General features: G+C 65.7%; 22 protein-coding genes, 1 other RNA gene and 1 riboswitch. Of the genes, 13 read left to right on the plus strand and 10 right to left on the minus strand.

Annotated elements, in window-relative coordinates:
* The first annotated feature begins 74 nt into the window (after nt 1–74).
* Nucleotides 75–2,198: an ATP-binding protein gene (locus AC5STI_RS17380; RefSeq protein WP_495447542.1), complete on the plus strand. Its 2,124-nt coding sequence runs from the start codon at nt 75–77 to the stop codon at nt 2,196–2,198.
* 105 nt (nt 2,199–2,303) lie between these two features.
* Here AC5STI_RS17380 and AC5STI_RS17385 read toward each other — a convergent pair whose 3' ends face one another.
* Entirely contained in the window at nt 2,304–3,191 is an 888-nt protein-coding gene (locus tag AC5STI_RS17385) for a LysR substrate-binding domain-containing protein (RefSeq protein ID WP_495447543.1), read from the minus strand.
* 137 nt (nt 3,192–3,328) lie between these two features.
* Between AC5STI_RS17385 and AC5STI_RS17390 the strand changes: the two genes are divergently transcribed.
* Together AC5STI_RS17390 and ltaE are read left to right on the plus strand one after the other, a co-directional pair.
* A complete protein-coding gene (locus AC5STI_RS17390; protein WP_495447544.1) occupies nt 3,329–4,006 on the plus strand; it encodes a hypothetical protein in 678 nt (225 codons plus the stop codon).
* A complete protein-coding gene (gene ltaE, locus AC5STI_RS17395; protein WP_495447545.1) occupies nt 4,003–5,052 on the plus strand; it encodes a low-specificity L-threonine aldolase in 1,050 nt (349 codons plus the stop codon). Before AC5STI_RS17390 ends, ltaE begins: the two co-directional genes overlap by 4 nt.
* A gap of 106 nt (nt 5,053–5,158) precedes the next feature.
* On the opposite strand, the gene recR is transcribed toward ltaE, so the two are convergent.
* Nucleotides 5,159–5,758 carry a recombination mediator RecR gene (recR, locus tag AC5STI_RS17400; RefSeq protein ID WP_495447546.1) on the minus strand — a complete coding sequence of 200 codons (600 nt, stop codon included), beginning with the start codon at nt 5,756–5,758 and terminating at the stop codon, nt 5,159–5,161.
* A 135-nt stretch (nt 5,759–5,893) separates the two neighbouring features.
* On the opposite strand from recR, the gene AC5STI_RS17405 reads away from it, so the two are divergent.
* Entirely contained in the window at nt 5,894–6,397 is a 504-nt protein-coding gene (locus tag AC5STI_RS17405) for a GNAT family N-acetyltransferase (RefSeq protein WP_495447547.1), read from the plus strand.
* A gap of 63 nt (nt 6,398–6,460) precedes the next feature.
* Here the strand turns inward: AC5STI_RS17405 and AC5STI_RS17410 are convergent, their stop codons facing one another.
* Nucleotides 6,461–6,805 carry a YbaB/EbfC family nucleoid-associated protein gene (locus AC5STI_RS17410; protein WP_421053220.1) on the minus strand — a complete coding sequence of 115 codons (345 nt, stop codon included), beginning with the start codon at nt 6,803–6,805 and terminating at the stop codon, nt 6,461–6,463.
* 167 nt (nt 6,806–6,972) lie between these two features.
* Complete coding sequence (locus tag AC5STI_RS17415; RefSeq protein WP_495447548.1) at nt 6,973–8,790, minus strand: DNA polymerase III subunit gamma/tau; 1,818 nt, start codon at nt 8,788–8,790, stop codon at nt 6,973–6,975.
* A 193-nt stretch (nt 8,791–8,983) separates the two neighbouring features.
* Between AC5STI_RS17415 and AC5STI_RS17420 the strand changes: the two genes are divergently transcribed.
* Nucleotides 8,984–9,526: a protein-tyrosine phosphatase family protein gene (locus tag AC5STI_RS17420; RefSeq protein WP_495447549.1), complete on the plus strand. Its 543-nt coding sequence runs from the start codon at nt 8,984–8,986 to the stop codon at nt 9,524–9,526.
* A 55-nt stretch (nt 9,527–9,581) separates the two neighbouring features.
* Here AC5STI_RS17420 and AC5STI_RS17425 read toward each other — a convergent pair whose 3' ends face one another.
* Both AC5STI_RS17425 and AC5STI_RS17430 read right to left on the minus strand, forming a co-directional pair.
* The gene (locus tag AC5STI_RS17425; protein WP_495447550.1) at nt 9,582–9,986 is read right to left on the minus strand and encodes a hypothetical protein; all 405 of its coding nucleotides are present in this window, start codon (nt 9,984–9,986) and stop codon (nt 9,582–9,584) included.
* A 108-nt stretch (nt 9,987–10,094) separates the two neighbouring features.
* Nucleotides 10,095–10,317: riboswitch (cobalamin riboswitch) on the minus strand.
* A gap of 18 nt (nt 10,318–10,335) precedes the next feature.
* Nucleotides 10,336–10,932: a TetR/AcrR family transcriptional regulator gene (locus AC5STI_RS17430; protein WP_495447551.1), complete on the minus strand. Its 597-nt coding sequence runs from the start codon at nt 10,930–10,932 to the stop codon at nt 10,336–10,338.
* A gap of 70 nt (nt 10,933–11,002) precedes the next feature.
* Between AC5STI_RS17430 and AC5STI_RS17435 the strand changes: the two genes are divergently transcribed.
* On the plus strand, nt 11,003–11,881 hold the full coding sequence (locus tag AC5STI_RS17435; RefSeq protein ID WP_495447552.1) for an alpha/beta hydrolase family protein: 879 nt from the start codon (nt 11,003–11,005) through the stop codon (nt 11,879–11,881).
* A 26-nt stretch (nt 11,882–11,907) separates the two neighbouring features.
* Here the strand turns inward: AC5STI_RS17435 and AC5STI_RS17440 are convergent, their stop codons facing one another.
* Nucleotides 11,908–12,375 carry an SRPBCC family protein gene (locus AC5STI_RS17440; RefSeq protein ID WP_495447553.1) on the minus strand — a complete coding sequence of 156 codons (468 nt, stop codon included), beginning with the start codon at nt 12,373–12,375 and terminating at the stop codon, nt 11,908–11,910.
* A 57-nt stretch (nt 12,376–12,432) separates the two neighbouring features.
* Nucleotides 12,433–13,416 (minus strand): NAD(+) diphosphatase, encoded by a 984-nt coding sequence (nudC, locus tag AC5STI_RS17445; RefSeq protein WP_495447554.1) that lies wholly within the window; start codon nt 13,414–13,416, stop codon nt 12,433–12,435.
* Nucleotides 13,417–13,751: 335 nt separating this feature from the next.
* Here nudC and AC5STI_RS17450 point away from each other — a divergent pair, with 335 nt between their 5' ends.
* Nucleotides 13,752–15,608: a 5'-nucleotidase C-terminal domain-containing protein gene (locus tag AC5STI_RS17450; protein WP_495447555.1), complete on the plus strand. Its 1,857-nt coding sequence runs from the start codon at nt 13,752–13,754 to the stop codon at nt 15,606–15,608.
* A 63-nt stretch (nt 15,609–15,671) separates the two neighbouring features.
* Nucleotides 15,672–15,770: signal recognition particle sRNA small type (gene ffs / locus AC5STI_RS17455), an RNA gene on the plus strand.
* A gap of 207 nt (nt 15,771–15,977) precedes the next feature.
* Here the strand turns inward: ffs and AC5STI_RS17460 are convergent.
* The gene (locus tag AC5STI_RS17460) at nt 15,978–16,811 is read right to left on the minus strand and encodes a prephenate dehydratase (protein ID WP_475049923.1); all 834 of its coding nucleotides are present in this window, start codon (nt 16,809–16,811) and stop codon (nt 15,978–15,980) included.
* 118 nt (nt 16,812–16,929) lie between these two features.
* Between AC5STI_RS17460 and AC5STI_RS17465 the strand changes: the two genes are divergently transcribed.
* Entirely contained in the window at nt 16,930–17,436 is a 507-nt protein-coding gene (locus AC5STI_RS17465; protein WP_490398429.1) for a c-type cytochrome, read from the plus strand.
* An 86-nt stretch (nt 17,437–17,522) separates the two neighbouring features.
* On the opposite strand, the gene AC5STI_RS17470 is transcribed toward AC5STI_RS17465, so the two are convergent.
* The gene (locus AC5STI_RS17470) at nt 17,523–17,759 is read right to left on the minus strand and encodes a putative hemolysin (RefSeq protein ID WP_475049929.1); all 237 of its coding nucleotides are present in this window, start codon (nt 17,757–17,759) and stop codon (nt 17,523–17,525) included.
* A 218-nt stretch (nt 17,760–17,977) separates the two neighbouring features.
* Between AC5STI_RS17470 and AC5STI_RS17475 the strand changes: the two genes are divergently transcribed.
* The 4 genes from AC5STI_RS17475 (at nt 17,978) to AC5STI_RS17490 (ending at nt 23,966) form a co-directional block, all read left to right on the plus strand.
* On the plus strand, nt 17,978–19,891 hold the full coding sequence (locus AC5STI_RS17475) for an extracellular solute-binding protein (protein WP_495447556.1): 1,914 nt from the start codon (nt 17,978–17,980) through the stop codon (nt 19,889–19,891).
* Nucleotides 19,892–19,903: 12 nt separating this feature from the next.
* On the plus strand, nt 19,904–20,989 hold the full coding sequence (locus AC5STI_RS17480) for a microcin C ABC transporter permease YejB (RefSeq protein ID WP_495447557.1): 1,086 nt from the start codon (nt 19,904–19,906) through the stop codon (nt 20,987–20,989).
* Nucleotides 20,990–21,133: 144 nt separating this feature from the next.
* Nucleotides 21,134–22,240, plus strand: coding sequence for an ABC transporter permease (locus AC5STI_RS17485; RefSeq protein ID WP_495447558.1), 1,107 nt, complete (start codon nt 21,134–21,136; stop codon nt 22,238–22,240).
* 133 nt (nt 22,241–22,373) lie between these two features.
* Nucleotides 22,374–23,966: an ABC transporter ATP-binding protein gene (locus AC5STI_RS17490; protein WP_495447559.1), complete on the plus strand. Its 1,593-nt coding sequence runs from the start codon at nt 22,374–22,376 to the stop codon at nt 23,964–23,966.
* The last annotated feature ends 116 nt before the right edge of the window (nt 23,967–24,082 follow it).

Genomic DNA, 24,082 nt, shown 5'->3' on the forward strand with positions numbered 1-24,082 from the left:
ACAAAGTTTAATGAGTGTTGCCAGCGGGCCGGTGCAGGAAGCCGGTCTTTGCAGGGATGGCAGGAGTACAAGACATGGACGCATCGGCGACGCCGGGGCTGGGGGACGGCCGCGGCCTGGATCTGGGGGCGTTGGCGGAACTGCACGGGCTGAAGTTCTGTCAGGAATTCGCGGAACAGCTTTCACATTGCACTGGGGCGGATCTGGTCGCCGTCGGCGAACTGGGGGCCGCGGAACCCGGACGCATCAGGGTTCTGGCCAGCAGTTTCGACGGGCTGCCGCTGGGGGATTTCGAATATGACGCGCACGGGGCGCCATGCCTTGACGTGGTCCGGAGCGGAAAGCCGCAGGTCGTCCCCTGCGGGGTGCAGGAGCTGTATCCCGAGGATGGGATGCTCATTGAGGAAGGCATCCGCAGTTATGCGGGCGTTGCCCTGAAGGGCTCCGGCGGCGGCACGGCCGGCCTGGTGCAGGCGGCCTGGCGCCGCGACATCGGGGACCGGCGGGCGCAGCGGGCTGTGGATCTGATGGAGCGGTTTGCACCGCGGCTTGGCGCAGCGATTTCAAACCGGCGGCGGCTGGCGGCTTTGGCGGCCCTGGCAGAGGGGCCGCGCAGCCTGTCTGAGGGCGCGGCCTTCCGGCAGCTAGCACAGGAACTGCAGGCTGCGCTTGGGGTGCGTGCTGCCTTCATTGCCGAAAGCGCCGGCGGCAGGCTGGACCGCTGCCGTGTGCTGGCGTGCTGTCTCGACGGTCAGCTGGCGGATGCGGCGGAAGACCGGATTGCGGGCTTTGACGGAACCGGCGCCTCCCTGCCTGACGGATGGCAGGCGTTCCGGCTGCCGGACGGGTTGCGCCAGGTGCTTCCGGAGCAGACGGAGCGTTTGAATATCTGCCTCGGCTACCCGCTGCGGGATGCAGGCGGTGCGGTGGCCGGCTGGCTTGTGGTGCTGCATGACCGGGAGATCGGGGCGGGCAGTCTGGACGCGGATCTGGTGGCGCTGGTTGCGGCCCGCACTGGTCTGGAGATGCGCCGCCGGGCTGCCGAAAAGCGCCGCCATCAGGCAGAGGCGGCGCAGCTGATCCGGCACAAGGCTGAGAGCCTGGGGCGGCTGGCGGGCGCCATCGCGCATGAGTACAACAATCTGCTGGCTTCGATGCAGGGCAGGGCCGAGCTGGCGCTGGCGCATCTGGAAGCTTCCCATCCGGCTGAGAAGCATGTGCAGGAGGTCGGGCAGGGGCTGCACTCCCTGGCTGGGCTGGTGCGGCAGCTGCAAGGCTTTGCCAGGGGCGGCAGCGGCCAGGTGCCTGCGTCCTGCGACCTCAATGCCATTGTGCATGAGGCGATGGCGCTGGTGCCGCTGACGTGCAGGCGGGGCAAGGCGGTGGTGCTGGATCTGGCCGAAGCCGCACAGGCCGCACAGTTGGACCCGGAAGAGGTGCGCCAGCTGGTGCTGAACCTGGTGCTCAACGCTGCAGAGGCGATTGGCCCGGGCGCGGGCACCATCACGGTGAGGACCCGGCGGACCCGCCTGGGCGCAGCAGAGCGGCGCCAGCTTCTCAAGGGGCGCAGGATGGCGGCGGGCGACTGTCTGCTGCTGGAAGTCAGCGACACCGGCGGCGGCATGGGTCAGGACATGGTCACCCGGATCTTTGATCCGTTCTACACCACCAAGCCCGGCGGGCGCGGTCTGGGCATGGCGGCGGCGCTGGGGGTCATCAGCCGCCACCAGGGCGGGCTGGCGGTGGAGAGCCGTGAGGGCAAGGGCAGTGTTTTCCGCTGTTATTTCCCTGCCTGCGCGGTGGCGGCGCCAGCGGTGCGGGCGTCTGCAGATGCGCGCGGCGCAGGGGGGCGGCGGATCCTGGTGGTGGATGACGAAGACACGGTGCGCCGGGCGGTGGCGGGTCTGCTGCAGCTGCGCGGCTGTGAGGTCGCGCAGGCGGATGGGTATGACGCGGCGCTGGACTTGCTGGCATCGGAGGGGCCGTTTGATGGCGCGGTGATCGACATGAGCATGCCCGGGCGCGGCGGCTGGGAAACGCTGGCAGGCCTGCGGGCGGCGCAGCCGGGCCTGAATGCGGTGATGATGAGCGGTTTCGCCATCAGCGCGGCGGACGCTGGCTTTCCGGAGCTGGCGGATGTGCGGGTGCTGGACAAGCCCTTTACCAAGGAAAAGCTGTACAAGGCGCTGTTCCGCTGAGGGCGGTGCGGGCAGGGGAAGGGCTCCCGCGCCTGCGGCTGCCCCTGGCGGGGCCGCCTGGCACCCTTGGGCCCGGCGCCGCGCTGGCGCGCAGCGCGGCTGCGCCTAACCGGCGGCGGTGCGCTCCAGCAGCCAGCTGCGGACCCGTTCGATCCGGCTGGTGCCGGCCTTGGCCTGCGGGGTCAGCAGGTAATAGGCACTGGCAGGGGTGCAGCGGTGCGGATGGGCCTGGATCAGCGTGCCTTCGCCCAGTTCGCGGCGCACCAGCAGCTCTGGCAGGATCGCCACGCCGTGGCCGTATTTCACCGCGTCGATCAGCATTTCGAACTGGCTGAACAGCGGGCCGGTGGGCTGCGCGGGCAGCGCTTCACCCAAGTCGCCGAACCAAATCTGCCAGCTGAGCGGGCGGGTGGTGTGCTGCAGAGCCGGGTAGTCCAGCAGGCTGCTTGCCGCCTGTACCGCGGTGCCGAGCAGGCCGGGTGCAGCCACGGCGATCAGCGTCTCCGGCATCAGGGGATCGGCGCGGAAGCCGGGCCAGGGCGGGTCCCCTTGCACGATGGCGAGATCGACCAGGCTGGCATCCACCTGAGCGTTGTCCAGATAGGTGATGGTGTTGACCGTCAGCCGCGGCTGTTCCTGAGCGAGCTGGGCCAGATGCGGCATCAGCCAGCGGCTGCCGAGCGTCGGATAGGTGCCGATATTGAGCGCGCCATAGGGGTTATCCCGGGTGCGCAGGCGGTAGAAGGTGGCCTCCAGCGCCTCCAGCTGCGGCGACAGCTCCTGCAGCAGCATCTCACCCGCGCCGGTCAGCTGCACCCGCTGGCGTTCGCGTTTGAACAGGGTCTGGCCGGTCTGCGCCTCCAAACTCTGAATCTGGCGGCTGAAGGCGCTTTGGGACAGGTTCATGGCGCGGGCGCCCTGGGCAAAGCTGCCGGCGCGGGCGGCGGCCTCGAAACAGAGGAGGGCAGCGGTGGGCGGGATCTTGCGGCGCATGCGGTCACCCTGCCATGTGTTGCGATTTTTGCAATAGAGGGTGCGGAATACCGGCTGTTTTTGCGGTTCCGGGGCTGACACACTGGCGCCGAATGCATCACCCCACGCGATCAGCACACCATACGGGAGCGCGCGATATGAGTTTTGAACCGCAGATCAACGACGCCGATGTGCAGGCTGTCACCCAAGCCATGGCGACCATGCCCGACTCCGCCTCGGTGGCGGAGTTTGTGCCCGGACCCGGCATCCAGCGGCTGGAGCTGAGGTTTGACATCCAGCTGCTGCAGGAGGCACTGGCGGAATGCCTGCGGCGCGAGGAGTTCATGGGCGGCATGCAGGAGCAGGGTTTTGCCGCGCTGCCGCTGACGCAGCGGCCGGGGCAGACCGAATGGACCGCCAACGACCTGTCGGGCCGCTACTGGCTGCGCGCCGACGGCCGCTATGTCGAGGAGCCGCGCGAGGATCTGGTGCCGGAGGTGGAGTTTTCCGAGTTCAATCCGAGGTTTGCGGGCACCTATTTCGAGCATGTGCATGAGGAATTGGCCAAGCGCTTCCCGATCGGGCGGACGCGGGTGCTGTCCAAGGGGCTTTACAATTGCAACTCCTGGCACCGCGATCCGGAGCCGCGGCTGCATATCCCGGTGCTGTCCAATCCCGGCTCGCTGTTCATCGTGAACCATCACGTCACCCACTTGCCAGCGGACGGGTCGGTGTATTTCACTGACACCCGCGGCTACCACACCGCATTGAACGGAGGCGAAACCCGGCGCGTCCATATCGTGGCGGCGCTGGCCTATGAGCAGGTGACGGAATGAGCCAATATGCAAGGCTTGCGGGGGCAGGGGGCAGTGCTGTCCTCTGCGATCTGCGCAGCGATACGGTGACGCGCCCCGATGCGGGTATGATGCAGGCCATGGCTGCGGCAGAGCTGGGCGATGATGTCTATGGCGAAGACCCGTCCGTGAACCGGCTGGAGGCGGTTCTGGCCGAACGGCTGGACAAGGAGGCCGGCCTTTTCGTTCCCACTGGCACGATGAGCAATTTCGCCGCCATGCTGGCGCATTGCGCGCGCGGCGAGGAAGTTATCTGCGGCAAGGGCTATCATGTGAACGCCTATGAGGCCGCCGGCGCCTCGGTCCTGGGCGGAATAGCGCTGTGCCCGGTGCCGGTGCGCCCGGACGGGGCGCTGGACCCGGCAGGGATCCGGGCCGCGGTGAAGGAGGATGACCCGCACCTGCCTATCAGCCGGCTGCTGTCGCTGGAGAACACGCACAACGGGCTGGCGGTGCCCTTGCAGGACATGGCAGCTGCGGCGGAGGCCGGGCGCCAGGCGGGGCTGTCCGTGCACCTGGACGGGGCGCGGTTCTTCAATGCCATAACTGCGCTGGGATGCTCTGAAACAGATTTGGCCAGGCTGGCGGATACGGTCTCGATCTGCCTGTCCAAGGGGCTGGGCACACCTGCGGGTTCGGTCCTTGTTGGGCCTGCGGATGTGATTGCGCGGGCAAGGCGCTGGCGCAAAATGCTGGGCGGCGGCATGCGGCAGGCGGGCGTGCTGGCGGCGGCCGGGCATTATGCGCTGGAGCATAACGCTGGGCGGCTGGCGGAGGATCATGGCCGTGCCGAAGAGCTGGCCAGTGTGCTTCGGCGCTTGGGAGCGGGAGAGGTGGCGCAGGCCACCAACATGGTGTTCTTCACGCCGACTGACGGGCGCAACGATGCGCTGCGGGCGCATCTGGCGGCGGAGGGGGTGGTGATAGGCGGCGGCACTTCCGGGGCCATCCGGATGGTGCTGCACAAGGATGCGGATGACGCCGCCTTTGACCGGGCAGTGCAGGGGTTGAGGAGTTTCTACGGCTGACAGGTTGAGGGAGGCCGCGCCCACCAATGGCGGGCGCGGCACCGGAAAATTTCTAATTTTCCGGCCAAAATTTTTCCTCAAAAATTTTCTGCGCCCGGCCGCGCCGTCAGATTTCCTTGCGCGCCTTGAGGGCTGCGGAAATGGTGCCGTCATCGAGGTAATCCAGCTCGCCGCCGATCGGCACACCCTGCGCCAGGGAGGTGAGCTTGACCTGCCCCTGCAGCTGGTCGGCGATGTAATGGGCGGTGGTCTGGCCGTCGATGGTGGCGTTCAGCGCAAGGATCACCTCGCTGATGCCTTCGGTCGCCACCCGGTCCACCAGCCGGGGAATACGCAGATCCTCCGGGCCCACCGCATCCAGCGCCGACAGGGTGCCGCCCAGCACGTGGTAGCGGCCCTTGAACACGCCTGCGCGTTCCATCGCCCAGAGGTCGGCCACATCCTCGACCACGCAGAGTTCGCCGTTGGCGCGCCGCTCATCGGTGCAGATCAGGCAGATCTCGCTGGTGCCAACATTGCCGCAGTTGAGGCATTCGCGGGCGGTCGCGGCGACCTCGCTCATTACATCGGCCAGCGGCGTCAGCAGCAATGCTCGTTTGCGGATCAGGTGCAGCACCGCGCGCCGGGCCGAGCGCGGCCCCAGTCCGGGCAGTTTGGCCATCAGGGCAATCAGGTCTTCGATGTCGCTGGTGGAGTTCTTGATCATGCCTTGGGCCCTTTTCTTCGCAGCCATATAGGCTGATCGGGGCAGGGGAGCGCAAGGGCGGGGCGGTAAAATGTTCAGGGTTTGTTTTGCCGCTGCCCGGAGGTATGCCTTGGCAGAGCTGGGTGAGGATTTTGAATGAGACGTGCCGCAGAGCAATTGGACGACGGTTCCCGGAAGCTGCGGTTTGCCCGGCTGACCGAGGTTGCGCCGCAGCAGATTGCCCTCCACATGTCCGATCCGCGGATGGCTGAGCATATGCCGCTGCTGACAGGAGCTTGGGATGAGAAGGCGGCCAAAGCCTTCGTTGCCGCCAAGGAGGCTTGCTGGAAACGCGACGGGCTGGGCCATTGGGCGTTTCTGCGCGGCGGCACCTACCTCGGCTGGGGCGGGTTCCAGAAAGAGGGCAGTGAATGGGATTTCGGGCTGGTGCTGCGGCCGGATTGCTTTGGCCTCGGCCCCTCCATTGCTCGCAAGGCGCTGGATTTTGCCCGGCGGGATGCGCGCATCCCCTATGTCACCTTTCTGCTGCCGCCGACGCGTCGGCATTTGCGGCCGCTGGCCCGGCTGGGGGCCGTTCAGACCGGGGAGGTGCAATACGAAGGGCGGCGTTTCCTGAAATTCTGGCTCGAGACCAGCTGAGGCGGGCAAGCAAAAAGGCGGCTCGAAACGGGCCGCCTTTCAAATATGGGAGCGTGCAGCTGCTTAGAACGGCAGCTTGATGTCCTTGGGCAGGCCCATGCTTTCGGTCAGCTTGGTCATCTCTTCCTGCGCCTTCTCCGCGGCCTTCGCCTGGGCGTCCTTGATCGCGGCCAGGATCAGATCCTCGACCACTTCCTTGTCGTCGCCGTTGAAGATCGAGGGGTCGATGTCCAGGGCTTTCAGGTCGCCCTTGGCGGATGCGGTTGCTTTGACCAGCCCGGCGCCGGCCTCGCCGGTCACCATGACGTTGTGCAGGTCTTCCTGCATCTGCGCCATCTTGGTCTGCAGTTCCTGTGCCGATTTCATCATCTTGGCCATGTCGCCAAGACCGCCGAGGCCTTTGAGCATCTGTGTTCTCCTGAGATTTTCGGTTTGGGGGACAGATACGGGCCGCGGGGCTGTGAAACAAGGGGCAGGTTTGTCTTGCTGCTGGACTTTAGCGCCCTTTCGCCCGGCTGACAGGCCGGGCAGCGCGTGACCTTCATCCTGGTAAGGCGCTACCCTACGTGGATTCGTCACCCGTCCTCGAACGGATCCCATTCGTCCTCGACCTCGGGCAGAGCTTCGGCGGCGACTTCGGCAGCCAGCTCCTCGGGGGTGCGGATGCGCTTGATCCTGGCCTTGGGGAAGCTTTCCAGCACCGCCTGCACCAGCGGGTGCGCGGTGGCTTTCTCGCGCAAGGCGTTCTCGGCGGCGTCGCGGACCTCGGCAATGGTGGGGGCGTCGCCATCCGGTGCGATCGAGACAACCCAGCGGGCGCCGGTCCAGTTCTGCAGCGCCGAGCCAAGCCGCGCGGCGAGATCCTTGGGCGCCTGGGCGGCGGGGGTGAATTCGATCCGGCCTGGCTGGTAGGAGACTAGGCGCACACCGCCTTCGACCTCGACCAGCAGTTTCACGTCGCGGTTGGTGCGGATCAGTTCGACCACATGTTCGAACGTCGGGTAGCGGGCCAGCGCGGAGCTGACCTGCGGCACCAGCGCGGTCACGGTGCCGCCGCCGCCATGGGCCACAGGTGCGCCGTCGGCGGGGCCGCCTGGGCCGCCATAGCCGCCCTGGGCATTGCCGCCGCCCGATCCGCCAAGGGCCGGGGCGCCCATGCCCTGCATCGGCACACCGCTGCCGGGACCCGGAGGCGGCGGGGGCGGGGTGTCCTGCAGCTTGCGGATCAGTTCCTCGGGCGAGGGCAGGTCGGCCACATGGGTGATGCGGATCACCGCCATCTCGGCGGCCATCATCGCGTTTGGCGCGGCAGCGACTTCCTCCAGCGCCTTCAGCAGCATCTGCCACATCCGGGTGAGGACGCGCATCGGCAGGTTTTCGGCCATCGCTTGTCCGCGGGCGCGCTCATCCGGGCTGACGGTGGGGTCTTCCGCTGCATCAGGGGTGATCTTCACCACCGAGACCCAATGGGTGATTTCCGCCAGATCGCGCAGCACCGCCAGCGGGTCGGCGCCTTCGGCGTACTGGCCGCTGAGTTCGGTGAGCGCTGCCGCTGCATCGCCGCGCAGGATCATGTCCATGAGGTCCAGAACCCGGCCGCGGTCGGCCAGGCCCAGCATGGCGCGGACCTGATCGGCGGTGGTCTCTCCGGCGCCGTGGGAAATCGCCTGATCCAGCAGTGAGGTCGCATCCCGGGCAGAGCCTTCGGCGGCGCGGGTAATGAGGGCGAGCGCGTCCTCGGCAATTTCGGCGCCTTCGGCGGTGGCGATCTTGCGCAGGAGGGCGATCATCACCTCCGGCTCGATCCGGCGCAGATCGAAGCGCTGGCAGCGCGACAGCACCGTCACCGGCACTTTGCGGATTTCGGTGGTGGCGAAGATGAATTTCACATGCGCGGGCGGCTCCTCCAGCGTCTTGAGCAGCGCGTTAAACGCGCTGGTCGACAGCATGTGGACCTCGTCGATGATGTAGATCTTGTAGCGCGCAGAGGCGGCGCGGTACTGCACCGAGTCGATGATCTCGCGGATGTCGTTGACGCCCGTGCGCGAGGCGGCGTCCATCTCCATCACGTCGACATGGCGGCCTTCCATGATCGCCACGCAATGCTCGCATTTACCGCAAGGATCGGTGGTCGGGCCGCCGGTGCCGTCCTCGCCGACGCAGTTCATGCCCTTGGCGATGATCCGTGCGGTGGTGGTTTTGCCGGTGCCGCGGATGCCGGTCATGATGAAAGCCTGCGCGATGCGGTCGGCGGCGAAGGCGTTCTTCAGCGTCCGAACCATCGCGTCCTGGCCCACCAGATCGGCAAAGGTCTCGGGCCGGTATTTGCGGGCCAGAACCTGGTATTGGGATTGGCCGGTGCCGCCGGTGGTGCCGCTGGGGGTATCGTTCATGGTGTCTCGTGCCGGATTCGGTGTGCGGGGTGGTCCGCGTTCCGCGCAGGGTATTGAAGCGCAGCCCGTTCGTCCACCGCAGAACGGGGCAATCCTCTGGCTGCAAAAGCACTTTGGGAATGTGCGCTGACCGGTTAGGCTGGGGCCGAGGGGGCAATGCGGGGAGGCAGGAACGCAGCGGCTAGGAGGCGGTATGCGATCTGAAGATACCTCTGATCCAGCAGCGCAGGATGAGGCGGCGCAAGCTGGGCTGACAATCCACGCGCTGTCCGCGGGCGGCGGCATTCTAGCGCTGTGCCGGCTGCCCGGTGCCGAGGGGGATTACCGCGGCGACCTGATCCAGATTTACCAATGGAAGCCGGGGCTGGTGTTATCGATGACCACGGAGGCCGAGCACGTGGCCGCCGGGGCTCCGCGGCTGGGGGTGGACCTCCAGAGCATGGCCTGCCGCTGGCTGCACCTGCCGGTGCCGGATTTCGGCACGCCGCCGCCGGAGGTGGCGGCGAAATGGCCGGCCGCCAGCCGGTCGGCGCGGCAGGCGCTGGGCGGCGGCGGCCGGGTGCTGGTGCATTGCCGGGGCGGCTGCGGGCGCTCCGGGATGGCGGTGCTGCGGCTGATGGTGGAATGCGGCGAGGATCCGGCGCAGGCACTGGCACGGCTGCGGTCGGTCAGGCCCTGCGCAGTGGAGACAGACGCGCAGCTGGACTGGGCCTGCGCGGGGCAGCTGGCGGGTTAGAACGTATTCCCCTTCGCCCGGCCGAACGGCCGGGCAGGTGCCGTTGGAAGCGGGCTCACAGCGCCATCATCCGTTCTGCCTGCCGCGCCTCTGCGGTTCTCGGCAGGGCCTCCATCAGCGCGCAGGGGCGGGCGTCCAGGCGGGAGGCGGCAAAGCCGGTGCCGTCGCGGCTGAGGATCGCATCGGCAAAGCGGTCGAGGCCCTCGCGCGGGGCATCCTCGCCGACGCCGCAGAACAGCCGGATCCGGTCGTGGCTGGCGGCAAACTGCGCCGGGCAGGTGCGCGGGCAGCCGTCCAGCGCGGTGGTGCCGGTGATTTCAAAATCTTCTTGCGTCAGCGGCTTGGCCTTGGTCATCGCCTCGGCCAGTTTGGCGATCATCCGCTCTGCCGCTGGACAAGGCTTCCCGAGGTATTTGCAATCCGTTGCCGCATAGAAATGCGTCTGGTCCGTCCACATCATATCTGCGCCCTCCGCGCGTGGTGCGGGGGTTTGGGGGACAAGAGACCGGATGAGAAAGCGGGAGTCCCGCGGTGCCATCAGACCCTGTCCGGACACCCCGCCCGGGTTCGAGTTACACGTTCGATGGCAGGTCTCCTGACTTGCGGGTCGCAGCTTTCCCGATCCTTCCCGGTCTCGTATCAGACCAGTGGCTCTATCGGGGTCGCTCGCCGCTTACAGTTGCGGGGGCAGTCGCGGACTTGGCCTTGCCTGGGGCGGGGCCGCACCGTGTTCCCTTTTCATCCCGGACACAAGATTCTGTGGCACGGGAACCATCACCACAAGCGGTAGCGGCTGGTTCACTGAGTCGTCAATCGGTTTTCTGCAGCTGCATCTGGGTGTGCAGGGCGCGGATCACATCCGAATCGCGCCGCACCCGCGCCAGCTGCCAGCCGCCCTGCAGCAGGATATAGAAGTTCTCCGCCGCCGCGCGCGCCTCATCCTGCGGGAGGCCCAGGCGCTGGGCGTGGCGGGCGGTGGCCGCGATCCAGCTCTCGAACAGGTCTGCGGCGTGCTGACGGAAGGCGTCGTTTTCCGGCCCGGCGAACAGGGTCGCAGAGACCGGGCAGCCGCTCCACTTGCCCTGCTTGTCAAAGAGTTTCGCCAGCTTGTAGCAGACCGTCTTGGCCCCGGCCTCGAAACTTGGGGCCGGGTCGAAGGCGGCATCAATCAGGGCCAGCATCTGGTCCGAGGCCCAAGTGGACGCCGCCAGCGCGAGGTCGGATTTGCCGTTGGGGAAATGGTGGTAGAGCGAACCCTTTGGCGCTTCGGCGGCGGCCAGCAGTTCAGCCAGGCCAGTGCCGTTATAGCCCTTGTTCCGGAACAGGCCGGCGGCCGCCCGGATCAGCCGGTCCCGGGTCGGGGCCGGGCTGCCGGAAGGCGGGCTGGTTGTCGTCACGTCAGTCATGGCGGCAGCTTGACAGCATTAGACCAAATGGTCCAGTCAGGAATTGGACCGATTGGTCTAGGAGGCTGCCATGCTCGACGGACACGCAGAACTTACCGCCGGTTTCCGGGAGGAAGAGGTGCGCTTTGCCTCGCGAACGGGGGCGCTGGCGGGGCGGTTGTACCACCCGGATGGCGCGGTGAAGGCAGCGGTGGTGCTGAACGGCGCAACCGGTGTGCCGCAGCGCTTTTACCGGCATTTCGCGCGCTGGCTGGCAGCAGAGCGGCAGATCGCCTGCCTGACCTATGATTACACGGATTTCGGAGACTCGGCGCTGGACCATCCGCGCCGGTCCAAAGTGACAATGGCCGATTGGGCGCTGGCGGATCAGCCCGCTGCCCGGGCCGAAATGCGGCGGCACTATGCGGGCGTGCCGTTGTGGGTGATCGGCCATTCGCTGGGCGCGATGCTGATGCCCCTGCAGGACGATCTTGAGGACGTCGCCCGCATGATCGTGGTTGCGGGCGGCTTGGTGCATCACCACGATCATCCCTGGCCCTACCGCGCGCTGGCGCTGGCTTTCTGGTTCGGCCATGTGCCGCTGGCGGCCCGTGTCCTGGGCTATCTGCCCGGGCGTGCGGTGGGGTTCGGGGCCGATTTGCCGGCAGGGGTTTACTGGCAATGGCGGCGCTGGTGCACCACCCGTGGCAGCTATCTGCCGGAGACGGGGCGTGGACTGCCGCAGCCGCGCTGGGCAGAGACCGGCATCCCGGTGGATCTGTTTGCGATGGCGGATGATGACGTTGTGCCGCCGGAGGCGGTCTGGCGGCTGGGTGAGGTGTTCGGCGGTGCTGCGCAGAACCGGGCAGTTCTGGCCCCGCGGGAGCTGGGGCTGAAGTCAATTGGCCACCTGGGGGCATTTGCCCGCGAAAACGCTGCCCTGTGGCCGCGCCTGCTGCCACAGGCCTGACCCGGGGCCGGGCGCCTGGCAGCGGCTCAGGCGGTGCGGTTCAGCCGTTCTTCGGTGAGTTTTGCGAATTCGGCGAGGCGCAGTTTGAAGCGGCGGGTCAGGTTGCTGCGCGCCAGCTTCAGGGATTGCACCAGCAGGCGGCCGGTCAGGTTGGAGGGGGTCAGCTTCAGCTCTACAGACATCCGGGTCCGTTGCGGCGACAGCGCCAGCAGCTCCACTTCCATCCGGCCGTCAACGCCGCTGCCGCTGCCGGACAGAGTCAGGCCCGTCACCGGTGCGTAGGACGACAAAGTCAGCCGGATGTCGCGCGGCTTGCCGCGGAAGCTGAATTTCAGGTCCCAGGCCAGGCCGTTCTCCGGATGGGCAAGGTCGCCGCTACGCTGCAGCTCTACGCCGCGGCGCAGGGCGGAGCGCTCCAGCAGCTCAAAATCGGAAATCGCACCGAAGACCTCGGCAATAGGGGACTCGATGTCTTCTTTGCTTTGAAATTTCATATCTGCCTGCCTCTTCTGCGCCGCCTGGCTGTGGCGCGGTTTGCGGCAATATGCGCCTTAGTCCAGCGTGTCCGCAAGCCAGTTCTTCAGCAGAAAATGGGCAATTGCCCCCTCCCGTGCAGGCTTTAGAACCGGGTGATCGCCTGCAAAGACCGTCATCATCTCCTGGCGGCTGATCCACAGCGCGTCCTCGATTTCCTCCGGATCGACGGTGATTTCACGGCTGAGCGCCTCGCCTGCGCAGCCGAACATCAGAGACATGGGAAAGGCCCAGGGCTGGCTTGACAGGTAGCTGACAGGGCCGACCCTGACGCCTGTTTCCTCCAGCACCTCGCGGCGCACCGCGGCCTCCAGCGTCTCGCCGGGTTCGACAAACCCTGCGAGCAGCGAATACATCCCCTCGGGCCAGCCGGGCGAGCGGCCCATCAGCACTGAATCTCCATGGGTGATCAGCATTATCACAACCGGGTCGGTGCGCGGAAAATGCGGCGCCTTGCAAGATGGGCAGACCCGCTGCCAGCCCGCCTGCGCCATGTCGCTGGGCGCGCCGCAGCAGGCGCAGAACCGGTGGCTGCGATGCCAGGACAGCATGGCCTTGGCAGTGGTGGCCAGTTCGGCCTCCAGCGGCGTGAGGCGGGTCATTACCCGGCGCAGCTCGGCAAAGACATGGGCCTTCGGCAGATCCGGGTGCTGCTGCTCGCTGGCGTCGGCAAAGCTGTTGAGCGCCTCTTGGTCCAGGCCTTCGGGCTGCCAGCCGCTGATATCGCAGGCGAAGCAGGGCGCGCCGCCGGGCTCCAGCCCGAGGAACAGAGCTGTGTCCCGGCCGCTGGCGGCCAGCGGGTGGTCCGGCGCGGTCCAGGCCAGGCCGCAGGGCAGATCCGCCTCTGTTTCACGCACTGTCAGCGGCTTGCCGCGCCACATCAAGAGCACCCGGGCCTTGGCGCTGTGCCAGGCCGTTTTCAACGCTCCTGCGTCGGTGCGCAGATGCGCAGCCCGATCCAGCCCGCCGCCGCCGAAGGTCACTTGTTCTGCGCGTTTCATGGCGGCTCCCCTTTGACTGGCGGCTGTTGACCCGGCATCCCGGACCGGCTGCGGCAATCCATGACAGTGTGCCGCAGGCGTTGCCAGTATTTCACCGCGATACGCGCTTGCCTGTCGCTGCGCCGCCACACCTTTCGGGCTGCCTCGGGGGCTTTTTTCAGCAAACCATGGTGCAACCATGCCGCAGGGGGTGAGGCGGCCGCAAAAAGTTAACAAGCCGCCGAAAGGAGTTATTGCAAATCCTTAGAACGCTGATTCAAATAGCCGTTAATCAAGAATGGCGCCGAATGGTGCGAGAGGAGCGGCGGGCAGGCGGTGTCAGCAGAGATTCGGACATGACGAGCGGGGCGGGGGCTCCGAAGGCCCGGCCCGCTGGGGTGCTGCGCGTCCTGGCGACCACGGACCTGCACTGCAACCTGCTGAGCCATGACTATTATTCCGACCGCCCCGACCCGGCCATCGGCCTGTCCCGGGTGGCCAGCCTGATCGCCCGTGAGCGTGCCGCGGCGGCTGAGCAGGGTGCAGCCTGTATATTGGTCGACAACGGTGACGGCTTTCAGGGCTCGCCGCTGGGCGATATCGTTCCAGGTGCCAATGGGCCGCATCCGCTGGCGCGCGCCTTTCAGGTGCTGGAGTATGATGCGGCCGGCCTGGGCAATCACGATTTTGATTACGGTCTCACAGCGCTGGCGGGTGTGCTTGCGGACGTGCCTTGCCCGGTGCTGTGCTCCAGCCTGACGGCGGTGCAGCCCGGGTATGAACTGCCTTTTGCAAAGAACGCGGTACTGGAGCGGCAAATCCCGGGGTGCCCCGGCCTGCCGCCGGTGCGGATCGGCCTGCTGTCGGTGCTGCCGCCCCAGACACTGATCTGGAGCGGCCACGCGCTGGAAGTGGAGCTGGAGGCCGCGGGTATCGTGGAAACCGCCGAAGCCCAGGCCCGGCGGCTGAGGGATGAAGGCTGCGATGTGGTGCTGGCACTGGCGCACACCGGCATCGCGGCCAGGACCGGGGCGGACCACAGCGAGAACGCGCTGGAACAGCTGGCGGCGCTGCCCGGGATTGATGCGGTGGTGGGCGGACATACCCACTTAACGTTGCCTGACCCGGAGTATCCTTTCGCCAAGCCGGTGGTGATGCCAGGCGCGCACGGGTCGCATTTGGGCGTCATAAGCCTGGAGCTGGAGTATACCGGCGCGGGCTGGCAGCTTGCTGGCGGCACCGCCAGCCTTCAGCCGGTGGCGCAGACAGGGCCTTCCGGTGCTGCTGAGCCACTGGTGGATGAGGAGGCCGGCTTCACCCGGGCGATGGCGGCAGACCACGCCCGGACCCTGGAGCGGATGCGGCAGCCTGCGGGCTGCAGTCCGGTGGCGATGCATTCCTATTTCACCTTTTTCGCGCCCGACCGGGGCCTGGCGCTGGTTGCCTGTGCCCAGGCGGCTGCGGTGCGGCCGCTGCTGCGGGGCACCGCCGCGGAACACCTGCCGCTGCTGTCTGCCGCGGCGCCGTGCAAATTCGGCGGCCGCTCCGGCCCGCATTCCTATACCGACATCCCGGCCGGCGAGCTGTGCGCGCGCAATATCGCCGATTTGCAGGTGTTTCCCAATGAGCTGCGGGTGGTCACGGTCACCGGTGCGCAGCTGCGGGAGTGGCTGGAGATGTCGGCGGGGCTGTTCAACCGGATCGAGCCCGGCAGTTCCGGCGCCCGGCTGGCCGATCCGAAGCGGGCGGGGCACCATTTCGACGTGATTTTCGGGCTGAGCTACCGGATCGATCTGTCGCAGCCGCCGCGCTATTCCGCCGCCGGCGTGTGCATCAACCCCTCGGCGCGCCGGATCCAGGATCTGAGCTGGAACGGGCGGCCGGTGGCGCCGGAGCAGCGCTTTGCGGTTGCCGCCAACAGCTACCGGGTCAGCGGCGGCGGCAGCTTCCGGATGCTGCGCGAGGCCGAAGAGCTGCCGCTGGCGCCGATGCGGATCCGTCAAGCCGTGCGCGACTATATCGCCGGACGGCTGCCTGCCGACCCGCTGGCAGAGGCACCGTACCCCTGGCGTCTGGCGCCGATGCCCGGCACCAGCGCGGTGGCTGTGACCGGGCCGGGCGCAGCTGCGCATCTGGATGAGCTGCCCGCCGGACTGGTGACACCGCGCGGGTTCACGAGCAGCGGGTTCTGGCAGCTCGAGCTGCAACTGTGAGCCTCTGAAAGCAAGCCGGGTACGGCCCTTGCCAATCCCGGCAGCGGCGCTTATATCGAGATTCGAGAGGTTGGCGCGGGCAAGCGCCTCGCCAACCTGGTCAGGTCCGGAAGGAAGCAGCCACAACGAGCCCCGCTTGGGTCGATGTCCAGCCTCTCACTTATCCCCCTCTCCGCGGAACAACTGAGTTGACCCTAAATAGGGAAGCTCCCGACCGCTCTGGTGCAATCAAAGATTGCGCCGCGCCGTTGGGCCGGGCGCCACGCTGGGGCGTGGCGGGATCCGCCTCTTCATCTGGCCGGAAAATATCCTGGGGTGAATTGGCCTTAAGGCCAAGAGGGGCAACGCCCCTGCCTGCCTTGTTCTGGTTCAGAACCGGCCGTTGTCTGCCGGGTAGACGCCGAGTATTTCCACATTGGTGGTGAAATAGCTCAGCTCGTCCATCGCCAGCTGCACATTGGCATCGTCCGGGTGGCCCTCGATATCGGCATAGAACTGGGTCGCGGTGAACGACCCGTCCACCATGTAGCTCTCCAGCTTGGTCATGTTGATGCCGTTGGTGGCAAAGCCGCCCATTGCTTTATACAGAGCGGCCGGGATGTTGCGCACCTGAAACACGAAGCTGGTGATCATGTTGTGGGCGCCGCGGCGGGTGTAATCCGGCTCTTGCGCCATGATCAGGAAGCGGGTTGTGTTGTCGCCGTTATCCTCGATGTGGCGGGCCAGCACCTCCAGCCCGTAAATCTCGCCCGCCAGTTCGCTGGCCAGCGCGGCGGAGTGGATGTCGCCGGCCTCGGCCACGTCACGGGCGGCGCGGGCGTTGTCGGGGCTGACGCGGCCGCGGATGCCATGCTCGCGCAGGAAGGTTCCGCACTGCGGCAGCAGCACCAGATGCGAATGCGCCTCGCGGATGTCTTCCAGTTTCGCCCCCGGCACCGCCAGCAGGTTGATATGCACCCGCACAAAGGCCTCGTCGATAATGTGCAGCCCGCTGTGCGGCAGCAGCCGGTGGCTGTCGGCCACCCGCCCGTAGGTGGAGTTCTCCACCGGCAGCATCGCCTGCTCTGCCTCGCCGGTGCGCACCGCCTCCAGAATGTCCTCGAAGGTGCGGCAGGCCAGCACCTCCATGCCGGGGCGGGCGATGCGGCAGGCCTCGTGGCTGTAGGAGCCCAGCTCCCCCTGAATGGCGATTTTGCGGCTCATGGGTGTGTTCCCCGTGCAAAACTTCAATATTTGGGCGTTTCGTCGCGCTGTCTATACCTTGCCACTTGGGAGGGGAAGCCTTAGACACCCCGTCAGACAGCTAAATGGACTCGCGATCATGTTTGACACGATGACCCTCACCAAAGCGACCGCAGGCGTCTGCGGCGCGTTCCTGGTATTCCTTCTGGGCAAATGGGGCGCAGAAGTACTGTATCACATGGACAGCCACGGTGAGGCTTCCTATGTGATCGAAGTTGCCACCGCCGAGGACGCCGGCAGCGACGAGCCGGAAGTCAGCTTCGAAGAGCTGATGGCTTCCGCCGATGCCGCCAAAGGCGCCAAGGTATTCAAGAAATGCTCTGCCTGCCACAAGCTGGAAGATGGCGCCAACGCCACCGGCCCGTACCTGTATGGTATTGTCGGCCGCGAAATCGCCGCCGCGCCGGGCTTTGGCTACTCCGGTGCCCTTTCCGCACTGCCGGGCGCTTGGACCCCGGAAGAGCTGGACGCCTTCCTGGCCAAGCCGTCTGCCTATGCCTCCGGCACCACCATGTCGTTCGCCGGCCTGAAGAAGCAGGCCGACCGGGTGAACCTCATCGCCTATCTGGACAGCCTGGACGACTGATCCGGACCGCTGTCCCAGCTATCCAAACAAAGAAGCCGCTGCAGACCGCAGCGGCTTTTTTTGATGCCCTCGCGAGTGGCGCCGGCTTAGGCCGGATTGTTCTCCCGGTAATATGCCAGCGCATCGCGCTCTGTGCCGTCGGGCAGGATGCAGACGCCGATGGTGCCGGCCTTGCCGCTGCGCAGCACGTAACTGCCGCCGGTCTGCACGCAATATGCCTCTTCCGGGCTGCTGTAGACCACTTCTTCTTCCTGCTGGGCGCAGGCGCTGAGCGCGGCGGCTCCGGCAACCGCAAGCGCGGCAAATTTCATTGACTTCAGCATCGGCAGACTCCCTCATTCCATAACGCAATCGTGATGTGAGGCTGGCAGGCAATTTTATTTCGCGCAAGCGCGGTTGCGCGCAGGTCCTTGTTTCGGCTGCTTTATGCCCAGATCACGCTCCCAATCACCCAATCTCAACTTGAATGTTACCGCCTGCGGACATTAGCTTGGGGGCGAAAAATCCGGGCCGAAGTTCCGGGCATAGGAGGTCTTGGCAGATGAAAACCGCTCGAGCTGCGGCACGCGTGCGCGCGAAAGACAGGGTGAACCCGCTGCAGGCCGCGGCGGCGCTGGCCTTGGGTCTGATTCTGGCACTTGCGGCAGCCACGCTGGCCAAGGCGGAAGAGACCATCATCAAGAGCCACGGCTTTGCCGAGTTCGGCGAGCTGAAATACCCGGAAGGCTTCGCCCATTTCGACTATGTGAACCCGGAGGCGCCAAAGGGCGGCGAGCTGTCAATCTCTGCTGTCGGCACCTTTGACAGCATGAACCCCTTCACCCGCAAGGGAAGGGCAGGGGCGCTGTCGTCGGACCATTTCGAAAGCCTGCTGGTGGAATCCTATGATGAGCCCGGCTCCTACTACGGGCTGATTGCCGAGAGCCTGGAATACCCCGAAAGCCAGGATTGGGTGATTTTTAACCTGCGCCCCGAGGCGACTTTTTCCGACGGCTCCCCAGTTACTGCGAACGATGTCGTGTTCTCCCACAACATCCTGCTGGACCAGGGCCTGAAATCCTATGCCGAGGCGGTGCGCAAACGCATCCCCAAGGCCGAGGCACTGGGGCCGCACCGGGTGAAGTTCCATTTCAGCCCGGACTTCCCGCGCCGGGCGATGATCACCCAGGTGGGCGGCACGCCGGTGTTCTCCAAAGCCTGGTTCGAGGCAGACCCAGAGAACCGCCGCTTGGATGAGCCGCGGCTGGATCCGGGCATCGGCTCCGGCCCCTACATGCTGGAAAGCGCCGAGGTGAACCAGCGCATCACCTACAAGCGCAACCCCAACTATTGGGGCGCAGACCTGAATGTGAACGTGGGCCGCCACAACTATGACCGCATCCGGGTGGAGTATTTCGGCGACGCGATTGCTGCGATGGAAGGGTTCAAGGCAGGGGTCTATACCTTGCGGCCGGAGAACAATTCCAAAAGCTGGGCCACCGCCTATGACTTTGCCGCGGTGGAAAAGGGCCAAGTGATCAAGGGCGAAATCCCGGACGGCAACGTGCCCGCCGCCAATGGCTTTGTGATGAACCTGCTTAAGCCCAAGTTCCAGGACATCCGTGTGCGGGAGGCGATGCAGCTGGCGTTCAATTTCGAATGGACAAACGAAAGCCTGCAATACGGGCTGTTCCGCCACCGCTCCTCCTTCTGGCAGGACTCTCCGCTTGCGGCGAGGGGCCTGCCGGAGGGCCGCGAGAAAGAGGTGCTGGAAGCGCTAGGCGATCAGATCGACCCGTCAATTCTGACCTCGGAGCCGGTGATGGCGCATAGCTCCAAGGCGTCGCGGCCGGGCGACCGCAAGAACCTGCGCCGGGCGATGAAGCTGCTGGAAGAGGCCGGCTGGACCGTTGGCGATGACGGGGTGCGCCGCAACGCCGAAGGCAAGGTGCTGAAGGTCGAATTCCTCGCCGACAGCCCGACCATCGAACGCATCGTGCAGCCCTATATCAGCAACCTGCGTACCATGGGAGTGGATGCGGTGCTGAACCGGGTGGATTACGCCCAGTACACCAGCCGCCGCCGGGAAAAGGAGTTCGACATGATCTCCCATGCCTACCCGATGTCGCTGGAGCCCTCGACCGGCCTCTACCAGTATTTCGGCTCCGAGGCGCATGAATACTCGGTGTTCAACCCGGCAGGCCTTGCCGATCCGGCGGTGGATGCGCTGATCGGCAATATCGTCAACGCCAAGACCCAGGAGGAGCTGCGCGCCAATGCCCGTGCGCTGGACCGGGTGCTGCGCGCCAAGCGCTTCATGGTGCCGACCTGGTATCTGGACGTGAACTGGATTGCCTATTGGGACATGTACCGCCACCCGGAGAAATTGCCGCCGTATGACACCGGCCTGCTGGACCTGTGGTGGATCGACGCCGCCCGAGAGGCTGAGCTCAAATCGGCCGGCGCCCTGCGGTAAGAAGACAAGCACATGGCAGCCTATATCCTCCGACGCCTGCTTCTGGTGATCCCGACGCTGTTCGGGATCCTGCTGGTGAACTTTGCCCTGGTGCAGTTTGTGCCGGGCGGCCCCGTGGAACAGATCATCGCCCAGCTGGAAGGCGGAGGTGACGTGTTCGAGGGCTTTGCTGGCGGCGGCGGCGATACCGGCACCGAGGCGATCAGCGCCAACGAGAACTATGCCGGCCGCCAGGGCCTGCCGCCGGAGCTGATCAAGGAGCTGGAGCAGCAGTTCGGTCTCGACAAGCCGCCCTTGGAGCGGTTCCTGACGATGCTGTGGAACTATGTGCAGTTTGATTTCGGCGAAAGTTATTTCCGCAAGATCGAGGTGACTGACCTGGTGCTGGAGAAAATGCCGGTGTCGATTTCGCTCGGCCTGTGGTCGACGGTGATCGCTTATCTGATCTCTATCCCGATGGGCATCCGCAAGGCGCTGGGAGATGGTTCGCGGTTCGACACCTGGACCAGCGGCGTGATTATCGCAGCCTATGCAATCCCATCCTTTCTGTTCGCCATCATGCTGCTGGTGCTGTTTGCCGGCGGCTCCTACTGGCAGATCTTCCCGCTGCGCGGGCTGACCTCGGACAATTGGGAACAGCTGAACCTGCTGGGCAAGATCGGCGATTACTTCTGGCACATCGCGCTGCCGGTGCTGGCCTCGACCATCGGCGCCTTTGCAACGCTGACGCTGCTGACCAAGAACTCCTTCCTCGACGAAATCAAGAAGCACTATGTGATGACCGCCCGCGCCAAGGGCCTCAGCGAGAACCGGGTGCTCTATGGCCATGTGTTCCGCAACGCGATGCTGATCGTGATCGCGGGCTTCCCGTCTGTGTTTATCGGCATCTTCTTCTCCGGCTCGCTGATCATCGAGACGATCTTCTCGCTCGACGGCCTGGGGCGGCTGGGGTTCGAGGCGGCGGTGGCGCGCGATTACCCGGTGATCTTCGGCACTCTGTTCATCTTCGGCCTGATGAGCCTGGTGGTTGGCATCATCTCTGACCTGATGTACGTGCTGGTCGATCCGCGCATCGACTTTGAAAAGCGGGAGGGCTGACAGATGACCCTCACCGTGGAACGCATAGGGCAGGGCCCGGCCTCGGGTGGGTGCGAAGCGCCCTCCCGTGGGGGAGGTCGGGCGCTGCCCGGCCTATCGGCCGGGCGGGGCGTCGTGCCTGTCCGGATGCAGGAGACCTGAATAATGGCACTCTCCCCCCTGAACCAGCGCCGCTGGAACAATTTCCGCAAGAACAAGCGCGCCTTCTGGTCACTGATCCTTTTCACCGTGCTTTTCACGCTGTCGCTGTTCGCCGAGTTCATCGCCAACGACAAACCGATCCTGGTGAGCTACCGCGGAGAGATCTACACGCCAGTGTTCAAGTTCTACCCGGAGACCCAATTCGGCGGCGACTTCCGGACCGAGGCGATTTACAGCGACCCGGAGGTGGAATGCCTGATCCGCTCCGGCGGGATCGAGGATTGCTTTGATGAACCGGAGACGATCCTGGAGGATATCTCCGCAGGCACCTATGCCGCGGAGGGGTTCGAGGAAGGCTGGACCCTCTGGCCGCCGATCCCCTACAGCTACAATACGACCGTCGACCGCCCCGGCGCGGCGCCGCTGCCGCCCAACGGGCAGAACCTCTTGGGCACCGATGACACCAAGCGCGATGTGCTGGCGCGGGTGATCCACGGCTTCCGCCTGTCGATCCTGTTCACCCTGATCGTGACCGGTGCCGCCACGGTGCTGGGCATCCTGGCGGGGGCGGTGCAGGGCTATTTCGGCGGCTGGCTGGACCTGGTGTTCCAGCGCATCATTGAGATCTGGAGCTCCACCCCGACGCTTTACGTGATCATCATCATGTTTGCGATCCTGGGGCGCAGTTTCTGGCTCTTGGTGTTCCTGATGGTGCTGTTCGGCTGGACTGCGCTGGTCGGCGTGGTCAGGGCCGAGTTCCTGCGTGCCCGCAACCTGGAATATGTCCGCGCTGCCAAGGCGCTGGGGGTCGGCAATATGACCATCATGTTCCGCCACATGCTGCCCAATGCGATGGTGGCGACGCTGACCATGCTGCCGTTCATCGTGACCGGCACCATCTCGGCGCTGGCGGGGCTGGACTTCCTTGGCTTCGGCCTGCCGTCCTCGGCGCCGTCTTTGGGCGAGCTGACCTTGCAAGCCAAGCAAAACCTGGAGGCGCCCTGGCTGGCCTTCACCGCCTTCTTCACCTTCGCCATCATGCTGTCGCTGCTGGTGTTCATCTTTGAAGGCGTGCGCGATGCATTCGATCCGAGGAAAACGTTTTCATGAGTGGGGCAGGCGAAATTGATCTGCTCCGCCCGGTGGTACGCCGGGCAGTGCCCGTCCGCCCCCATGGGCGGGCACTTCGTTTCCGCCCGCGGACGGGCATTGCCCTCATCGTGGTACCGCAAGGGGAAGAACAATGACCGAAACGAATACGCCCCTCCTCAACGTACAGAACCTCCGCGTCTCCTTCCGGCAGGACGGCAAGATCACCCAGGCGGTGCGCGGCGTCTCCTTTTCGGTGGGCCGCGGCGAGACCGTGGCGCTGGTCGGCGAGAGCGGCTCCGGCAAATCGGTCTCGGCGCTCTCCACGGTGTCGCTGCTGGGCGACAGCGCCATCGTCGAGGGCTCCGTCACCTATGACGGCACCGAAATGGTCGGCGCCGACGAGAAGCACCTGATGCAGGTGCGCGGCAATGACATCAGCTTCATCTTCCAGGAGCCGATGACCTCGCTCAACCCGCTGCACACCATCGAACGCCAGCTGGAGGAATCGCTGGCGCTGCACCAGGGGCTGACCGGCAAGGCGGCGCGGGCGCGCATTCTGGAACTGATGGAGAAGGTCGGCATCCGCGACGCGGAAAACCGGCTCAGCGCCTATCCGCACCAGTTGTCGGGCGGGCAGCGGCAGCGGGTGATGATCGCCATGGCGCTGGCCAATAAGCCCGACATCCTGATTGCGGATGAGCCGACCACGGCGCTCGATGTGACCATCCAGGCGCAGATTCTCGACCTCCTGGCGGAGCTGAAGGAAAGCGAGAGCATGGGGCTGTTGTTTATCACCCATGACCTCGGCATCGTGCGCCGCATTGCCGACCGGGTCTGCGTGATGAAGGACGGCGAAATTGTCGAGGAAGGCCCGGCAGCGGAGATCTTTGCCAACCCGCAGCATCCCTATACGCAGAAACTGCTGGCGGCAGAGCCCTCCGGCACGCCGCCGCCGGTGCCGCAAGGCGCCCAGGAGTTGGTGGCCACCCGCGATCTCAAGGTCTGGTTCCCGATCCAGCGCGGCCTGCTGAAACGCACAGTGGGGCACGTGAAGGCAGTGAACCCGGTGACGGTCTCGGTCATGGCAGGCGAGACGCTGGGCATTGTCGGCGAGAGCGGCTCCGGCAAGACCACGCTGGCGCTGGCCATCATGCGGCTGATCGCGTCGGAAGGCGCGGTGACCTTCCAAGGCCAGGACCTGCGCAAATGGTCGACACGTGACCTGCGGCGCTTGCGAAAGGACATGCAGATTGTGTTTCAGGACCCGTTCGGCTCGCTCAGCCCGCGGATGACCTGCGCCCAGATCATCGCGGAGGGGCTGGCGATCCACAAGGTGGACCAGCACCGCGACACGCGCGAGCTGGTGGCTGAAGTCATGCGCGAGGTGGGGCTGGACCCGGCCGCAATGGACCGCTACCCGCATGAGTTCTCCGGCGGCCAGCGCCAGCGCATCGCCATTGCCCGCGCCATGGTGCTGCGGCCCAAACTGGTGGTGCTGGACGAGCCGACCTCGGCGCTGGACATGACCGTGCAGGTGCAGATCGTCGAGCTGCTGCGCGACCTGCAGGCGCGTTACGGGCTGGCGTATCTGTTCATCAGCCACGACCTGAACGTGGTGCGGGCGATGTCGCACAATGTGCTGGTGATGAACCAGGGCGATGTGGTCGAAGCCGGGCCGGCCGATGCCCTGTTCCGCAATCCGCAGCAGGACTACACCAGAAGGCTTTTGGCAGCTGCCGGATAAACCCTTGAGGTTGCGGATGTTTCCGCTGTTTTGAGTGCGCGCATAGAGTGCATAATTTTTATTCAGTTCAAAATACCGTAAAATTATGCAAAAATATCCGAATGCAGATTGGGGGA

This window comes from Leisingera sp. CC-HEC096 (assembly GCF_059429235.1).

Coding starts and splice junctions, on each gene's coding strand:
- AC5STI_RS17380 (WP_495447542.1), top strand. CDS start 75: ATGGACGCATCGGCGACGCCGGGGCTGGGGGACGGCCGCGGCCTGGAT.
- AC5STI_RS17385 (WP_495447543.1), bottom strand. CDS start 3,191: ATGCGCCGCAAGATCCCGCCCACCGCTGCCCTCCTCTGTTTCGAGGCC.
- AC5STI_RS17390 (WP_495447544.1), top strand. CDS start 3,329: ATGAGTTTTGAACCGCAGATCAACGACGCCGATGTGCAGGCTGTCACC.
- ltaE (WP_495447545.1), top strand. CDS start 4,003: ATGAGCCAATATGCAAGGCTTGCGGGGGCAGGGGGCAGTGCTGTCCTC.
- recR (WP_495447546.1), bottom strand. CDS start 5,758: ATGATCAAGAACTCCACCAGCGACATCGAAGACCTGATTGCCCTGATG.
- AC5STI_RS17405 (WP_495447547.1), top strand. CDS start 5,894: ATGAGACGTGCCGCAGAGCAATTGGACGACGGTTCCCGGAAGCTGCGG.
- AC5STI_RS17410 (WP_421053220.1), bottom strand. CDS start 6,805: ATGCTCAAAGGCCTCGGCGGTCTTGGCGACATGGCCAAGATGATGAAA.
- AC5STI_RS17415 (WP_495447548.1), bottom strand. CDS start 8,790: ATGAACGATACCCCCAGCGGCACCACCGGCGGCACCGGCCAATCCCAA.
- AC5STI_RS17420 (WP_495447549.1), top strand. CDS start 8,984: ATGCGATCTGAAGATACCTCTGATCCAGCAGCGCAGGATGAGGCGGCG.
- AC5STI_RS17425 (WP_495447550.1), bottom strand. CDS start 9,986: ATGATGTGGACGGACCAGACGCATTTCTATGCGGCAACGGATTGCAAA.
- AC5STI_RS17430 (WP_495447551.1), bottom strand. CDS start 10,932: ATGACTGACGTGACGACAACCAGCCCGCCTTCCGGCAGCCCGGCCCCG.
- AC5STI_RS17435 (WP_495447552.1), top strand. CDS start 11,003: ATGCTCGACGGACACGCAGAACTTACCGCCGGTTTCCGGGAGGAAGAG.
- AC5STI_RS17440 (WP_495447553.1), bottom strand. CDS start 12,375: ATGAAATTTCAAAGCAAAGAAGACATCGAGTCCCCTATTGCCGAGGTC.
- nudC (WP_495447554.1), bottom strand. CDS start 13,416: ATGAAACGCGCAGAACAAGTGACCTTCGGCGGCGGCGGGCTGGATCGG.
- AC5STI_RS17450 (WP_495447555.1), top strand. CDS start 13,752: ATGACGAGCGGGGCGGGGGCTCCGAAGGCCCGGCCCGCTGGGGTGCTG.
- AC5STI_RS17460 (WP_475049923.1), bottom strand. CDS start 16,811: ATGAGCCGCAAAATCGCCATTCAGGGGGAGCTGGGCTCCTACAGCCAC.
- AC5STI_RS17465 (WP_490398429.1), top strand. CDS start 16,930: ATGTTTGACACGATGACCCTCACCAAAGCGACCGCAGGCGTCTGCGGC.
- AC5STI_RS17470 (WP_475049929.1), bottom strand. CDS start 17,759: ATGCTGAAGTCAATGAAATTTGCCGCGCTTGCGGTTGCCGGAGCCGCC.
- AC5STI_RS17475 (WP_495447556.1), top strand. CDS start 17,978: ATGAAAACCGCTCGAGCTGCGGCACGCGTGCGCGCGAAAGACAGGGTG.
- AC5STI_RS17480 (WP_495447557.1), top strand. CDS start 19,904: ATGGCAGCCTATATCCTCCGACGCCTGCTTCTGGTGATCCCGACGCTG.
- AC5STI_RS17485 (WP_495447558.1), top strand. CDS start 21,134: ATGGCACTCTCCCCCCTGAACCAGCGCCGCTGGAACAATTTCCGCAAG.
- AC5STI_RS17490 (WP_495447559.1), top strand. CDS start 22,374: ATGACCGAAACGAATACGCCCCTCCTCAACGTACAGAACCTCCGCGTC.